The 13,561-nt window shown below is 72.6% G+C and carries 12 protein-coding genes and 1 pseudogene; 6 read left to right on the top strand and 7 right to left on the bottom strand.

Annotated elements, in window-relative coordinates:
• Positions 1-10: 10 nt before the first annotated feature.
• The 4 genes from AB0O29_RS19535 to AB0O29_RS19520 all read right to left on the bottom strand — a co-directional run bounded on the left by AB0O29_RS19535 (position 11) and on the right by AB0O29_RS19520 (position 4,587).
• Positions 11-1,087: a low specificity L-threonine aldolase gene (locus AB0O29_RS19535; protein ID WP_365153161.1), complete on the bottom strand. Its 1,077-nt coding sequence runs from the start codon at positions 1,085-1,087 to the stop codon at positions 11-13.
• On the bottom strand, positions 1,084-1,839 hold the full coding sequence (locus AB0O29_RS19530; protein ID WP_365153160.1) for an SDR family oxidoreductase: 756 nt from the start codon (positions 1,837-1,839) through the stop codon (positions 1,084-1,086). Before AB0O29_RS19530 ends, AB0O29_RS19535 begins: the two co-directional genes overlap by 4 nt.
• Positions 1,840-1,865: 26 nt before the next feature.
• Positions 1,866-3,272, bottom strand: a complete 1,407-nt coding sequence (locus AB0O29_RS19525; protein ID WP_365153159.1) for a DUF6421 family protein — start codon at positions 3,270-3,272, stop codon at positions 1,866-1,868.
• Between the two features lie 172 nt (positions 3,273-3,444).
• Positions 3,445-4,587 (bottom strand): LLM class flavin-dependent oxidoreductase, encoded by a 1,143-nt coding sequence (locus tag AB0O29_RS19520; protein WP_365153158.1) that lies wholly within the window; start codon positions 4,585-4,587, stop codon positions 3,445-3,447.
• Positions 4,588-4,636: 49 nt separating this feature from the next.
• Between AB0O29_RS19520 and AB0O29_RS19515 the strand changes: the two genes are divergently transcribed.
• Both AB0O29_RS19515 and AB0O29_RS19510 read left to right on the top strand, forming a co-directional pair.
• Positions 4,637-5,275, top strand: coding sequence for a PadR family transcriptional regulator (locus AB0O29_RS19515; protein WP_365153157.1), 639 nt, complete (start codon positions 4,637-4,639; stop codon positions 5,273-5,275).
• Between the two features lie 190 nt (positions 5,276-5,465).
• Positions 5,466-6,158, top strand: coding sequence for a glycerophosphodiester phosphodiesterase family protein (locus AB0O29_RS19510; RefSeq protein ID WP_365153156.1), 693 nt, complete (start codon positions 5,466-5,468; stop codon positions 6,156-6,158).
• 39 nt (positions 6,159-6,197) lie between these two features.
• Here the strand turns inward: AB0O29_RS19510 and AB0O29_RS19505 are convergent, their stop codons facing one another.
• On the bottom strand, positions 6,198-6,737 hold the full coding sequence (locus AB0O29_RS19505; RefSeq protein ID WP_365153155.1) for a GNAT family N-acetyltransferase: 540 nt from the start codon (positions 6,735-6,737) through the stop codon (positions 6,198-6,200).
• A 180-nt stretch (positions 6,738-6,917) separates the two neighbouring features.
• Between AB0O29_RS19505 and AB0O29_RS19500 the strand changes: the two genes are divergently transcribed.
• The 3 genes from AB0O29_RS19500 to AB0O29_RS19490 all read left to right on the top strand — a co-directional run bounded on the left by AB0O29_RS19500 (position 6,918) and on the right by AB0O29_RS19490 (position 9,271).
• Entirely contained in the window at positions 6,918-7,469 is a 552-nt protein-coding gene (locus AB0O29_RS19500; RefSeq protein WP_365153186.1) for a DUF5134 domain-containing protein, read from the top strand.
• Between the two features lie 112 nt (positions 7,470-7,581).
• On the top strand, positions 7,582-8,517 hold the full coding sequence (locus AB0O29_RS19495; RefSeq protein WP_365153154.1) for a M56 family metallopeptidase: 936 nt from the start codon (positions 7,582-7,584) through the stop codon (positions 8,515-8,517).
• 130 nt (positions 8,518-8,647) lie between these two features.
• Positions 8,648-9,271: a helix-turn-helix domain-containing protein gene (locus tag AB0O29_RS19490; RefSeq protein WP_365153153.1), complete on the top strand. Its 624-nt coding sequence runs from the start codon at positions 8,648-8,650 to the stop codon at positions 9,269-9,271.
• A gap of 14 nt (positions 9,272-9,285) precedes the next feature.
• Here the strand turns inward: AB0O29_RS19490 and AB0O29_RS19485 are convergent, their stop codons facing one another.
• Complete coding sequence (locus AB0O29_RS19485) at positions 9,286-10,617, bottom strand: hypothetical protein (protein ID WP_365153185.1); 1,332 nt, start codon at positions 10,615-10,617, stop codon at positions 9,286-9,288.
• A gap of 92 nt (positions 10,618-10,709) precedes the next feature.
• Positions 10,710-11,852, bottom strand: a pseudogene (locus AB0O29_RS19480) (AMP-binding protein); the annotation flags it as partial.
• Positions 11,853-12,082: 230 nt separating this feature from the next.
• Here AB0O29_RS19480 and ccrA point away from each other — a divergent pair.
• Positions 12,083-13,417 carry a crotonyl-CoA carboxylase/reductase gene (ccrA, locus tag AB0O29_RS19475; RefSeq protein WP_365153152.1) on the top strand — a complete coding sequence of 445 codons (1,335 nt, stop codon included), beginning with the start codon at positions 12,083-12,085 and terminating at the stop codon, positions 13,415-13,417.
• The last annotated feature ends 144 nt before the right edge of the window (positions 13,418-13,561 follow it).

Genomic DNA, 13,561 nt, shown 5'->3' with positions numbered 1-13,561 from the left:
GGAGAGGCTCCTACCGGGCCAGCTCCTCCTTCAGCGCCTGAAGGAAGCCGTCGACGTCCTCCTCGCGGGTGTCGAAGCTGCACATCCAGCGGACGTCGCCGGCGGCCTCGTCCCAGAAGTAGAAGCGGTAGCGCTCCTGGAGCCTGCGCGTCACCTCGTGCGGCAGCCGCGCGAACACCGCGTTCGCCTGCACCGGGTAGAGGATCTCCACCCCGTCGACCCCGCGGACGCCCGCGGCGAGCCGCTGGGCCATCGCGTTGCCGTGGCGGGCGTTGCGCAGCCACAGGTCCTTGGCGAGCAGCGCTTCGAGCTGCACCGAGACGAAGCGCATCTTCGACGCGAGCTGCATCGACATCTTGCGGATGTGCTTCATCTGCCGGACCGCGTCCGGGTTGAGCACCACCACGGCCTCGCCGAACATCATGCCGTTCTTGGTGCCGCCGTAGGACAGCACGTCCACCCCCACCGTGTTGGTGAAGGTCCGCATCGGCACGTCGAGCGAGGCCGCGGCGTTGGCTATGCGGGCGCCGTCGAGGTGCACCTTCATGCCCAGGGAGTGGGCGTGCTCGCAGATCGCCCTGATCTCGTCCGGGGTGTAGACCGTGCCGAGCTCGGTGTTCTGGGTGATCGAGACGACCTGGGGCATCGCCCGGTGCTCGTCCTCGAAGCCCCAGGCCTCCTGGTCGATCAGCTCGGGGGTGAGCTTCCCGTCCGGGGTGGGCACGGCCAGCAGCTTGATGCCGGCCATCCGCTCGGGCGCGCCGCCCTCGTCCACGTTGATGTGGGCGCTCTTGGCGCAGATCACCGCGCCCCACCGGTCGGTCATGGCCTGGAGGGCGACGACGTTGGCGCCCGTGCCGTTGAAGACCGGGAAGGCTTCGGCGTACGGACCGAAGTGGCTGCGGAACACCTTCTGGAGGTGCTCGGTGTAGTCGTCCTCGCCGTAGGAGACCTGGTGGCCTTCGTTGGCGAGGGCGATGGCCGCGAGCACCTCGGGGTGGACCCCGGCGTAGTTGTCGCTGGCGAAACCGCGCACGGCCGGGTCGTGGTGGCGGCGGGCGTCGGTCCTGCCGTTCTCGGTTCTCACGGTTGCGGAGTGAGCCACAGACGCTGTCCGTTCACATCGGAGGCGGGCCGCTCCCACACGCCGGCGATGGCCTCGGCCAGCTCCTTGACGTCGGTGAAGCCCGCGAACTTCGCATTGGGGCGCTCGGCGCGCATCGCGTCGTGCACCAGTGCCTTGATCACCAGGATCGTAGCCGCGGCGGCCGGCCCGTCCTCGCCCCCGGCCTTGCGGAACGAGTCCGCCATGGCCAGGGTCCACGCCTCGGCGGCCGCCTTGCCCGCGTTGTACGCGGCGTTGTTGGCGACCGGCTTGTGCGCGCCGGACTGGCTGATCAGGACGTAGCGTCCGCGGTCGCTGCGCAGCAGCGCGTCGTGGAAGGCGAGCGAAGTGTGCTGGACCGTGCGGATCAGGAGCTTCTCCAGGAGCTCCCAGTCGGCGAGGTCCACGTCCGTGAAGGTCTTGCTGCCGCGCCAGCCGCCGACGAGGTGGACCAGGCCGTCGACGCGGCCGAACTCCTTCTCGGTGCGCTCGGCCCAGGCCTTGGCGGCCTCCAGGTCGAGCAGGTCGACGGTGTCACCGGTGACGGTGGCACCCCCGTGGGCGTAGCGGGCGGCGTCGACGGACTCCGCGAGGCGCGCCGCGTCGGCGTCGGACGCCACGACGGTGGCGCCCGCCTCGGCGAGGCGCATCAGCGCGGCGCGGCCGGCGGGGCCGCCGGCCCCGGCCACCGCCACCACCGCTCCGTGGAGCGGGCCGTTCCCGGAGCCGTTCATCGGTGCAGCCTCCTGAGGGCGAGTGCTCACGCGGCGTTCCGCGAGGCGTCGTCGGCGTTCTGCGGGGTGATGCCCTTGGTCGAGGCGATCACGCCCTTGAGCTTCTTGGCGAGGGCCTCGTAGAACATGCTGAGCGGAAACTCGTCCGGAAGCACGTCGTCCACGAGCTTGCGCGGCGGCTGCGTCATGTCGAGGGCGTCGGGACCCTTGGCCCACTTGGAGCCCGGGTGCGGGGCCAGGTAGGTGGAGACGAGCTCGTAGGCCTTGAACCAGTGGACCAGCTTCGGGCGGTCGATGCCCGCGCGGTACAGGTCCTCGATCTCGGCGCACAGCTGGTTGGTGACCTGCGGGGCGCGCATCCAGTCGATCTTCAGCTTGTTGTCCGTCCAGCGCACGACGTCGTGCTTGTGGAGGTAGGCGAAGAGCAGCTGGCCGCCGAGGCCGTCGTAGTTGCGGTTGCGGTCGCCGGAGACCGGGAAGCGGAACATCCGGTCGAAGAGGACGGCGTACTGCACGTCGCGGCCGTGCTCGTTGCCCTCGGACTCCAGCTTCACGGCCTCCTTGAAGGCGGTGAGGTCGCAGCGCAGCTCCTCCAGGCCGTACATCCAGAACGGCTGGCGCTGCTTGATCATGAAGGGGTCGAACGGCAGGTCGCCGTGGCTGTGGGTGCGGTCGTGGACCATGTCCCACAGGACGAAGGCCTTCTCGCAGCGCTCCTGGTCCTCGACCATGCGGGCGATGTCCTCGGGCAGCTCGATGCCCAGGATGTCGACGGCGGCCTCGGTGACCTTGCGGTAGCGGGCGGCCTCGCGGTCGCAGAAGATGCCGCCCCAGGTGAAGCGCTCGGGGGCCTCGCGGACGGCGATGGTCTCCGGGAAGAGCACGGCGGAGTTGGTGTCGTAGCCCGGGGTGAAGTCCTCGAAGGTGATGCCGAGGAACAGCGGGTTGTCGTACCGGGTGCGCTCCAGCTCGGAGAGCCAGTCGGGCCACACCATCTTCAGGACGACGGCCTCGAGGTTGCGGTCGAGGTTGCCGTTCTGGGTGTACATCGGGAAGACGACGAGGTGCTGGAGGCCGTCCTCGCGCTGCGCGGCCGGGTGGAAGGCCAGCAGGGAGTCGAGGAAGTCGGGCACCGCGAAGCCGTCCGCGGCCCACTTGCGCAGGTCGGCGACGAGCGCGCGGTGGTAGTCGGCGGCGTGCGGCAGCAGCGGGGACAGGGTCTCCACGCCGGCCACGACGCGCTCGACGACGGCCTCGGCCTCGACCCGGGCGGGAGCGCCCTCGGCCTCGAAGTCGATCGAGCCGTCCTTGGCCTGCCAGGGGCGGATCTCCTCCACGGCGGCCTTGAGCGCGGGCCACGCCGGGTGGTCCACCACCCGCGCCCCGGCGGTTATCACGGCCCCGCCGATGCCCGGCACAAGAGTTTCCGTCATGTCACTTCCTCCACAGGAGAACCTCGCGTTAAGACAGCGTATGCATGCGAGGCTCTCCCGCTCAAGAGGAAACTCAGGAAATTTTTCTGTGTTACCCCCCACTCCACCGAAAGTCTTCCCGTTACTCACGGTGGAATCCACCACTCCGCCTAGTGACGGCGCGGCGTCCGGCCTAATCGGCGGAGCCCTCGTTCACCCCTCCCCGGAAGTGCGGGATGACCTTCTCGCCCCATTGGCGCAGGGTCTCCAGGCAGGCCTCCTGCGGCACGGTGCCCATCTGGACCAGGCACATCACCTCGTCCGCGCCCGCCCGCCGAAGCCGTTCCACGTACGCGATGGCCTCGTCGGCGCTCCCGTAGGCGTGGTCCGCGTGGAAGGTGGCCGTGGCGGTCGGCCGGACGGGGATGTCCTGTTCGTGCAGCCGGGCCACCACCTGCTCGGCGGCCCGGCGCAGCTCCGCCGCCTCGTCCACGCCCGCCGTGACCGCCTCGTCCGGGACGCCGGCGCCGCCGTACCAGTGCCCGATGGACTGGGCGAAGAACCGCTGCCCCCGGATGCCGATCCGGCGGGCCTCCTCGGGGTCGTCGAGCACGATGGTCGGGCAGAGCACGGAGAAGTGGTCGTTGACGGCGGAGGACACGAACCGGCTGCCGTCGCGCTCCGCGCGCGCCGCGTCGTAGACGGCCCGCATGCCCGCGATGGACTCCGGTCCGGCGAAGCCCATGACCAGGGCTCCGATGCCCAGCTCGGCGGCCTTCACCAGGGTCTCGGCGCGGCTGCACGCGAGGAAGAGCGGCGGGTGCGGGGTCTGCGCCGGACGCGGCAGGATCGGGTGCGGGTCGATGTCGATCAGCTCGCCGTGGTACTCCAGCTCCTCCTCCCGCCAGGCCCGGCCGATGATCCGCAGGGCCTCCTCCACCTCCGCCTCGGTGCGGTCCCGGTCGACCCCGCACAGGGAGGTCTCCTGGAGCGTGCCGCCGCGCCCGGCGCCCAGGTCCACGCGGCCGCCGGACAGCAGGTCGAGCATCGCGGCGCGTTCGGCCACCCGCACCGGGTGGTTGAAGCCGAAGGGCATGCACACGACTCCGTGCCCGATGCGTATGGTGTTCGTCCTGGCCGCGACGTAGCTCAGGAAGACCTCCGGTGCGCTCATGTGGGCATACCACTTCAGCGAGTGGTGCTCGACGGCCCAGATCCGGTCGAATCCCATGCGTTCGGCGTACACCGCCTGCTCGACGCAGTCGCGGATGACCTGGTGCTCCCGCTCCACGGTGGGGTCGGCCAGTTGAGCCTCGAAGATCACGGAGAATTTCACGATGCCTCCAGAGATGCGTCCCGTGCCCGGTCTTGCTTCGATTAGAAATATGACTAGTAGTCATATCGCGAAGAAGCAAGACCTTCCGCCGACCGCGTGGGCGGTCCTGGGCCTGCTGTCGTTCCCCGGCGAGCGCACCGGCTACGAGCTGAAGAAGTGGGCGGACTCCTCCCTCCGCTTCTTCTACTGGTCGCCCGCCATCAGCCAGATCTACGCCGAACTGCGACGGCTGGAGGAGCTCGGGTACGCCGCCTCCGCGCGCTCGGGGCCGGAGGAGGCCCGCGCCAAGCGCCGCTACACCATCACGGAGGCGGGCCGCGGGGCCCTGGCCGGCTGGGCGGCGGACACCGCCGAGGCGGGGCCGCCGGTGCTCAAGCACGGGCTGCTGCTGCGGATCTGGCTCGGGCACCTCTCGGAGCCGGAGCTGCTGCGCGCCATGGTCACCGAGCACCTGGAGCGAACCCGGGCCGAACTGGACGCCGTACGGGAGGCCATGGCGCACGCGGCGGACGTGCCGGAGTGGGCCTTCCCCGCCCTCGCCCTGCGCTGGAGCGAGCGGCAGCACCTGGCCGAACTGGAGCTGGGCGAGGCCCTGCTGGCCGACCTGGCGGAGGCCGGGCGGCGCGCGGCGGGCCCGGGCCCGGAGGCGGGGCGTCAAGCTCCGGGGGACGCGCCCACCCCCGGGTGACGCGACGGGGCCTCCCGGACCCGCGCCGGGACCCACGGCCCGGGCGGGAAGCGGGCGGACGGCTTCCGCGAGCCCCCGCACGCCCGGTCCCAACGCGCGCGGTCCGCACTAGCATGCGTCCTCACCGGGCGCGGCCGGTCGGGACACCGCGACCGCGCCGGGAGCCGCCGTCGACGGAAGCGAGAGAACCTTGACTTTCCTCACCATCGGTCACCGCGGGGTCATGGGTGTGGAACCGGAGAACACCCTTCGGTCGTTCATCCGGGCGGAACGCTGCGGGATGGACGTCATCGCGCTGGACGTACGCCTCAGCAAGGACGGCGCCCTCGTCGTCCTGCACGACGCCGAGGTGGACCGCACCACGGACGGCGCGGGCGCCGTCGCCGACCTGACCCTCGCCGAGCTGCGCGAACTGGATGCCGGCCAGGGTGAACGGGTGCCGGTCCTGGAGGAGGTCCTGGACGCCGTCCGGGTCCCGCTCCAGGTGTCGGTGCAGGATCCGGCCGCCGCCGGGGCGCTCGCGGAGCTGCTCGCGCGCGGGGACCTGGCCACGCGGGTGGAGGTGGCCTCGGGCGACCCCCTGCTGCTGGCCGGCATCGCCCGGCGGGTTCCCGGGATCCGGGCGGCGCTGCGCGTGGAGCGCCCGGGCGCGGACCCCGCCGAACTGGTGGCGCTCGCCCGGTCCGCGGGAGCCGCCACCGTCGCGGTCGACGTCCGCCGCCTCAGCCTGGAGCTGGTGGAGGCGGCGCACGGGGCCGGGCTGCGGGTGACGGGCTGGACGGTCAACAGCCTGGACCGGCTGCGGCTGGCGCGCGCCCTCCAACTGGACGGCGCCGCGACGGACTTCCCGGAGGTCCGCAGCACCGGCCGGTTCACGGCCTGAGCCGCTCCCGGCGCGCTCCGGCGGCCGCCGTACCGGCCGTCAGAGCGCCTTGACCAGCAGCTCGAAGGCCAGGTCGTCGCGGAGCGGGATGCCGAAGCGCTCGTCACCGTAGGGGAAGGGGCTCAGCTCGCCCGTGCGCCGGTAGCCGCGGCGCACGTAGTAGGCGATGAGCTCCTCCCGTACGTTGACCACGGTCATCCGCATCTCCGCGACCTTCCAGTCCTCGCGGGCACGGCGTTCGGCCTCGGCCATGACCTCCTTGCCGAGGCCGCCGCCCTGGAGCCCGGGGCGGACGGCGAACATGCCGAAGTAGGCGTGGTCGCCGCGGTGTTCGAGCTGGCAGCAGGCGACGAGCTCGCCGGCGCGCTCGACGACGAGGAGCGTGCTGTCCGGGTCGGCGATGATCGCCGCGACCCCGTTCGGGTCCGTGCGCTGGCCGTCCAGGTAGTCGGCCTCCGTCGTCCAGCCGGCCCGGCTGGCGTCTCCGCGGTAGGCGGACTCGACGAGGGCCACCAGGGCCGGTACGTCCTCCTCCACGGCGCTGCGGAAGCTCAGGGCGGCGGGCTGGGCGGTGGACATCGGACGCTCCGTTCGGTGCGGCGGCGGATCGCCGCGGGCCACGGCGACGGATCAGCGGCATATGACATGCCGCGGGGCTCGCAGAGAGCCTAACCCGGTCCCGCGTGAAGGGGGTGTGAGCAGGGCATCCCTTCCCGTGACGCCGACGAACCGGGAGGTTCCGCCGTGCACGGATCCACGATGCCCCTCTCCCCCTCCGCCGTCTCCTCCTGGCTGCTGGTCCTGCTCTGCGCCGTGAGCGGCGCGTACTGCCTGCTGCGGGCGCGCAGAGCGGACCGCCGGGCGCGGGGCATGGCCGTCGGCGAGGCGGTGATGGGGTTCGGGATGGCGGCGATGGCCGTGCCCTCGGGGACCGGGCCGTGGGGTCCGCAGATCCTCCTCGCCGTCTGCTGCGGGGCCTCGGCGCACGCCCTGTGGCTGCTGCGCGGCGGGCTGCACCACGCCCACCACCTGGTCGGCACGCTGGCGATGGCGTACATGGCGCTGGCGATGACCGCCGGGCACGGTCACGGCCGGGAGGGACTGCCGGCCGTGACCGGGGCGCTGCTCCTCTACTACGCCGGGTACGTGCTGCTGGGCGGGGCGCGGCTGGTGACGGCCGGCGGAGCGCCGTCCGTCCCGGCGGGCGTCGCGGGCCCGGGGGGCGGCGGGGACGGAGGGGCCGGGGAGCTCGTACGGGCCTGCCGACTGGCCATGGGGACGGGGATGTTGGCGATGCTGCTGAGCATGTGACGGGCCGCCGGACCGGGAGCCGCGGGGGCCCGCCCCGCACGGGAACGTGTCCTGCGTCACCAATGCCCGCCGCCCTACCCGTAGGTAGTCCGGCGCTCATAGGCTGGCGGACATGATGGTCCCCGCCGCCCTTCTGCTGCTCGGCGCACTGACCGCGTTCCTCGCGCCGCGACTGCTGGCCCGCGCCCGTTGGCCCGAGCGGGAACCCGTGGTCGCGCTGTGGGTCTGGCAGTGCGTGGTGGGCGCGACGCTGCTGTGCCTGGGGCTGTCGATGCTGCTGAGCGCGGCGGCCGCCTGGCAGGCGGTGCGGGGGCGGCTGTTCGCGGCGGCCCCGCACGGGGTGGTGGACGCGTACGGGCTGGGCCCGGAGGGCGGGCACTGGGCCGCCGGCACCGCCCTCGCGCTGGCCTGCGGCGGGCTGTGGACCGGGGCGATGCTGACGCGGGAGGTGCTGCGGGCGCGGGCCCGGCGGCGGGCCCGGGGCGCCGAACTGCGGCTGCGCGCCCCGCTGCTGCCCGGGGAGGACCCGGCGTCGGCGCGGCTGGTGGTGCTGGAGGGCCCGCGTCCGGAGGCCTGGTGGCAGCCGGGCCCGGCGCCCCGGCTGGTGGTGACGACGGCGGCGCTGGGCCGGCTCAAGGGCAGCCAGCTGGACGCGGTGCTGGCGCACGAGCAGGGTCATGTGGCGGCCCGGCACGACTGGCTGCTGCACTGCTCGCGGGCGCTGTCGCGGAGCTTCCCGCAGGTGCCGGTGTTCGCGGCGTTCGAGGCGGAGATGGACCGGCTGGTGGAACTGGCCGCCGACGACGTGGCCTCGCGCCGCTACGGGCGGCTGACGGTCGCGCTGGCGCTGGTCGGGCTGAACGAGGACCGGGGCGTCTTCGGCCCCGCCTCCGCGCAGGCGCACGTGCCCGAGCGGGTACGGCGGCTGCTGTCGGCCACGCCCCGGCTGTCGGCCGGACGCCGGCTGAGGCTCACGGCGCTGGCCACCCTGCTGCCGGCGGTCCCGCTGGTGGTGGCCTTCGTACCGGGCCTGAGCGCACTGGCGTAGGCCGTCTCTTCCGGATCCCGCCCGGCCCGGCCGGTGTGCGTGCCTGCCCGGGGCGATCCCCCGCGTCGCCCCGGGCAGACGGCTTCGCGCTGAGTATATTGGCTCGAAGCCAGTCAACGCAGGAGTAAGCATGTCCCCGCGCAGCGCATCGGTCAATGAAGAATTGCGCAGACGTTCCCGGGAGCGGCTGCTGCAGGCTACGGTCGAACTGGTTGCCGAACGCGGCTACGAGGCCACCAAGCTCGGCGACATCGCCGACCGGGCCGGGGCCGCCCGCGGCCTCGTCTCGTACTACTTCCCCGGCAAACGCCAGCTGCTCCAGTCGGCGGTGCACCGGCTGATGCACCTGACCCTGGACGAGGCCCTGGAGCGCGAGCCGCGCACCGGCGACGGCCGGGAGCGGCTGGCCCGGGCGGTCGACGCCGTCCTGGGGCTGGCCCGCGACCAGCCCCGGCTGATGCGGACCCACATGGCCGGGATCCTCCAGGCGGAGGGGTTCATCCAGTGCCCGGAGCAGCAGCGGCTGGCGCACCTGCTCCGGGACACCGTCGTCCGGTACGGCTCGGCGGACGTGGACACCGACTACCCGATGCTGCGGGCGCTGCTGATGGGGGCGGTGGTCGCGGTCCTGCTGCCGGGGGCGCCGATGCCGGCGTCACGGCTGCGGGCCGAGCTGTTCCAGCGGTACGGGCTGGAGTGGGAGCGGGGGTTCCCGCCGGACGGCGGACCGCCCGGCGGAACGTTTCCTCCCTGAGGCGGCGGGCCGGGTCAGTGGTACTCGGGCTGGGTCTGGACGTTGAGCCGGTCCATCCGGACCCGTTTGGCGGGGTCGGTGCGCCGGTCGTCGATCCTGAGGACGTCGAGGCCCTTGGCGATGTCGTTCGAGTAGACGTGCCCGTTGTAGTAGTACGCCGACCAGGAGCCGCCCAGGCCGAGCCGGTCGGTGGTCAGCGGGCCGCGCTCGAAGTAGCCGATCTCCTTCGGCTTCGCCGAGTCGGTGAAGTCCCAGACCGAGACCCCGCCCTGGTACCAGGCCTGGACCATGATGTCGCGGCCGTCGCCGACCGGGACCAGCGAGCCGTTGTGGGCCACGCAGTTCTCGGTGTCGGCCTGGTGGCGCGGGATCTTGTAGTAGCCCCGGAAGACCAGTTTGCGCTGGTCGCCGCGGCCGGTGATGTCGTAGATCCCGTCGGCGCCCCGGTTGGGGCCGGTGGCCTCGTTGCAGGTGGCGGCGCCGCCACCGCCGAGCTCGTCGGTGAACACCACCTTGTCCGCGCGCTCGTTGAAGGTGGCCGAGTGCCAGAACGCGAAGTTCACGTTGTCCTGGACCCGGTCGATGACCCTCGGCTGCTCGGGCTCGCTGATGTCGAAGAGGATCCCGTCGCCCATGCAGGCGCCGGCGGCGAGGTCCTCGGAGGGCAGCACGGTGATGTCGTGGCAGCCGGTGGTCTTGGAGACCCCCGGGTTGGCGGGCGCGCCGGGGTTGCCCCCGTCCGGGAAGAGCACCGGGAAGCCGACGACCGCGGCCCTGGTCGGGTCCTTCTTCGGGACCTTGACCACGGAGATGCCGTCGTGCGGGGGCTGGCAGTCGGGGAAGGCCTCGCTGGGCGAGTACGAGGAGACGTAGAGGTAGATGTCGCGGCCGCCGGGCACCAGGGTGTGGGTGTGGGACCCGCAGGCCGTCTCGACGGACTTGATGTACTTGGGGTTCTTCTTGTCCTTGATGTCGAAGATCTTGATCCCCTCCCACGAGGACTTCTCCGTGGCGGGCTGCGAGACGCTGTTGCAGGAGTCGTCGCTGCGGGAGGAGTCGGTGGAGAGGAAGAGCAGGTCGCCGGAGACCGAGACGTCGTTCTGCCCGCCTGGGCAGAGCACCTGGGTGACGATCTTCGGGGTCTTGGGGTCGGCGATGTCGTAGATCGTGAAGCCGTCGTAGTTCCCCGCGTAGGCGTAGTCGCCCTGGAACGCGAGGTCGGAGTTGATGCCCTTGAGGCCGGCGTCGGGGATGTTGGCCAGGGGATGAAGACGTCGTCGAGCCGGTCGACGAGGTACAGCTCCCCGTCCGGGCCGATGCGGCCGACGTCGCGGGTGGAGAACCAGCCGTCCTCCCCGGCGGGCGGCCCGCTCTCGCCGAGGTAGCCGGCCATCAGCTGGGGTCCGCTCAGCTGCACCTCGCCGGTCTCGCCGGGCGGGAGCGGGACGCCCGTGCCGGGGCGGACGACGCGGCAGGCGGTGCCGGGGACGGGGGTGCCCACGGAGCCGGTGCCGGAGACGTCCTCGCCGGGGCGCTGGGAGTGGGTGAGCGGGGCGAGTTCGACCAGGCCGTAGCCCTGGAGGACGGGGACGCCGAGCCGCTCCGAGAGCAGCCGGGCGTCGGCGGGGGCGAGGGCGCTGCCGCCGGAGAGGACGGCGGTGAGCCGGTCGAGGGCGGGCCGGGCGGGGAGCGGGAAGCCGGGCAGCTGCCCGGCGCCGGGCAGCTCGGCGTGGCGCAGGTCGGCGGCGAGCTGGTGGAGCCGGGCGGGCAGCGAGTAGAGGTGGGTGGCGCCGGTCCGGGCGGCCAGGGCGAGGGCGGCGGCCGGGCGCGGGGCGGGGCACAGCACCTGGCAGGCGCCCGCGAGGACGGCAGAGTTGAGGTGCATCGGCTGGTAGAGCGGCAGGTGGTTGAGGGTGACGGAGCCGGAGTCGAGCCGGTGGGCGGCGGCCGTCTGGGCGGCGTTGGCGAGCAGGTTGCGGTGGGTCAGCCGGACGCCCTTGGGCCGGCCGGTCGTGCCGGTGGTGAACTGCACGCACACCACGGCGTCCGGGTCGAGGGGCGGGTCCGGGCGCGGGCCGTCCTGCGGGGCGCGGTCGAGGACGACGGACAGCGGGAGGGCGTCGGCGGGGACGATCCCGTCGGGTGCGTCGGTGACGATGATCTCGCGCAGCAGGGGCAGCCGGTCGGCGGTCTTGACGAGCTGCTCGGCGGCGGCGGTGGGCAGGAAGGCGATCTCGACGTCGGCCAGCTCGCACACCCGGCGCAGTCCGGCCGCCCGGATCAGGGGGTTGAGGAGGACGACGGTGTTGCCGCTGCGGATGGTGCCGTAGTAGGCGGCGGCGAACTCCGCGTCGAGGGTGTTGGCGATGCCGACGCGGGCCCCGCGCCGGCCGAGGGCGTCCTCGAGGTAGGCGGCGAACCGGTCGGCCCGCGCGTCGAGTCCGGCGTAGGTCCACAGGCCGTGGGGGGTGCGGACGGCGCAGGCGGCGGGGTCGCGTTCGGCGGCCCGGCGCAGCAGTCCGTCGAGCGGCAGTTCCCTGCGGCGGGTCCGTTGCGGGCGGCTGAGGCGGTAGATCGGCACGGCGCGTCCTCCTGATCGGGCTGACCCCTGGATCCCTGATCCCTGTTCCCTGATCCCGACGCATCACGGTCCGCACCTCCGGTTGAGGGCGCTTCGAAGGGGACTCGACCCGGTCTCCTTCGAGCGTTCCTCCGGCCGGTCTCGAACCCGGGGGCCGAGCCTTCCTGCACGCGCGTCGTCAGACCCGCACGTCCGGCGCCGCCTGAGCCCTCCGTCGCAAGGGAAGTCACGTGGACGAGATCGTCGAGGCACTGCTCTCCGAGGACACCCGGCCGGAGGACTTCGGGGCGCTCGCGCTCCCGGAGTCGTACCGGGGCAACGTGGTCCGCCGGGATGAGACGGACATGTTCGCGGGGATGGCCTCGGCGGAGAAGGACCCGCGCAAGTCCCTGCACCTCCAGGAGGTGCCGACGCCGGAGCCGGGTCCCGGCGAGGCGCTGGTCGCGGTCATGGCGAGCGCGATCAACTACAACACCGTGTGGAGCTCGATCTTCGAGCCGCTGCCGACGTTCGGGTTCCTGGAGCGCTACGGCCGGCTCTCGGAGCTCACCCGCCGCCACGACCTCCCGTACCACGTGCTGGGTTCGGACCTGGCGGGCGTGGTGCTGCGCACCGGTCCGGGCGTCAACCGCTGGAAGGCGGGCGACCGGGTGGTGGCGCACTGCCTGTCGGTGGAGCTGGAGTCCGCGGAGGGGCACGGGGACACGATGCTCGACCCGGAGCAGCGGATCTGGGGCTTCGAGACCAACTTCGGCGGTCTGGCGGAGCTCGCGCTCGTCAAGTCCAACCAGCTGATGCCCAAGCCGGAGCACCTGACCTGGGAGGAGGCCGCCTCGCCGGGCCTGGTGAACTCCACGGCCTACCGCCAGCTGGTCTCGCGCAACGGCGCCGGCATGAAGCAGGGCGACAACGTCCTGATCTGGGGGGCCAGCGGCGGTCTCGGCTCGTACGCGACGCAGCTGGCGCTGGCCGGCGGGGCCAACCCGGTCTGCGTGGTGTCCTCCCCGGAGAAGGCGGCGATCTGCCGGGCCATGGGCGCGGAGGCTGTGATCGACCGGGACGCGGAGAGCTACCGGTTCTGGAAGGACGAGGAGACGCAGGACCCGCGCGAGTGGAAGCGCTTCGGTTCGAGGATCCGCGAGCTGACCGGCGGGGAGGACGTGGACATCGTCTTCGAGCACCCGGGCCGGGAGACCTTCGGCGCGAGCGTGTACGTGGCCCGCAAGGGCGGCACGGTCGTCACCTGCGCCTCCACCTCGGGGTTCCGCCACGAGTACGACAACCGCTACCTGTGGATGTCGCTGAAGCGGATCATCGGCTCGCACTTCGCGAACTACCGGGAGGCCTGGGAGGCGAACCGCCTGGTCGCCAAGGGGAAGATCCACCCCACCCTGTCGAAGGTCTACCCGCTGGACCAGACCGGCCAGGCCGCGTACGACGTCCACCGCAACCTGCACCACGGCAAGGTCGGCGTCCTGGCGCTGGCCCCGGAGGAGGGCCTGGGCGTCCGGGACCACGAGCTGCGCGCCCGGCACCTGGGGGCGATCGACCGCTTCCGGCGGTGACGGCGTCCTCCGGGCGTCCCCTGAAGGCGCCACCGGGCGCCCCCTCCGGGCGTTAACGCCGTTAACGGCGTTAACGCCCCCCGCGCCCCCGGCGGCGGCGCGCGGCCCGGAAACGAACCCCGGGGTGCAGTATCATGCCTAAGC

The sequence above is a fragment of the Streptomyces sp. NPDC089915 genome (assembly GCF_040684675.1).
GTDB lineage: Bacteria > Actinomycetota > Actinomycetes > Streptomycetales > Streptomycetaceae > Streptomyces.
The sequence above is the reverse complement of the archived record's forward strand: the minus strand, read 5'-3'. Positions and strand labels throughout refer to the sequence as shown.

Bases quoted from the DNA above. Each gene is read 5' to 3' on its own strand.
- AB0O29_RS19500 (WP_365153186.1), top strand. From the start codon at position 6,918: ATGCCCCTCTCCCCCTCCGCCGTCTCCTCCTGGCTGCTGGTCCTGCTC.
- AB0O29_RS19525 (WP_365153159.1), bottom strand. From the start codon at position 3,272: ATGACGGAAACTCTTGTGCCGGGCATCGGCGGGGCCGTGATAACCGCC.
- AB0O29_RS19505 (WP_365153155.1), bottom strand. From the start codon at position 6,737: ATGTCCACCGCCCAGCCCGCCGCCCTGAGCTTCCGCAGCGCCGTGGAG.
- AB0O29_RS19495 (WP_365153154.1), top strand. From the start codon at position 7,582: ATGATGGTCCCCGCCGCCCTTCTGCTGCTCGGCGCACTGACCGCGTTC.
- AB0O29_RS19490 (WP_365153153.1), top strand. From the start codon at position 8,648: ATGTCCCCGCGCAGCGCATCGGTCAATGAAGAATTGCGCAGACGTTCC.
- AB0O29_RS19515 (WP_365153157.1), top strand. From the start codon at position 4,637: ATGACTAGTAGTCATATCGCGAAGAAGCAAGACCTTCCGCCGACCGCG.
- AB0O29_RS19530 (WP_365153160.1), bottom strand. From the start codon at position 1,839: ATGAACGGCTCCGGGAACGGCCCGCTCCACGGAGCGGTGGTGGCGGTG.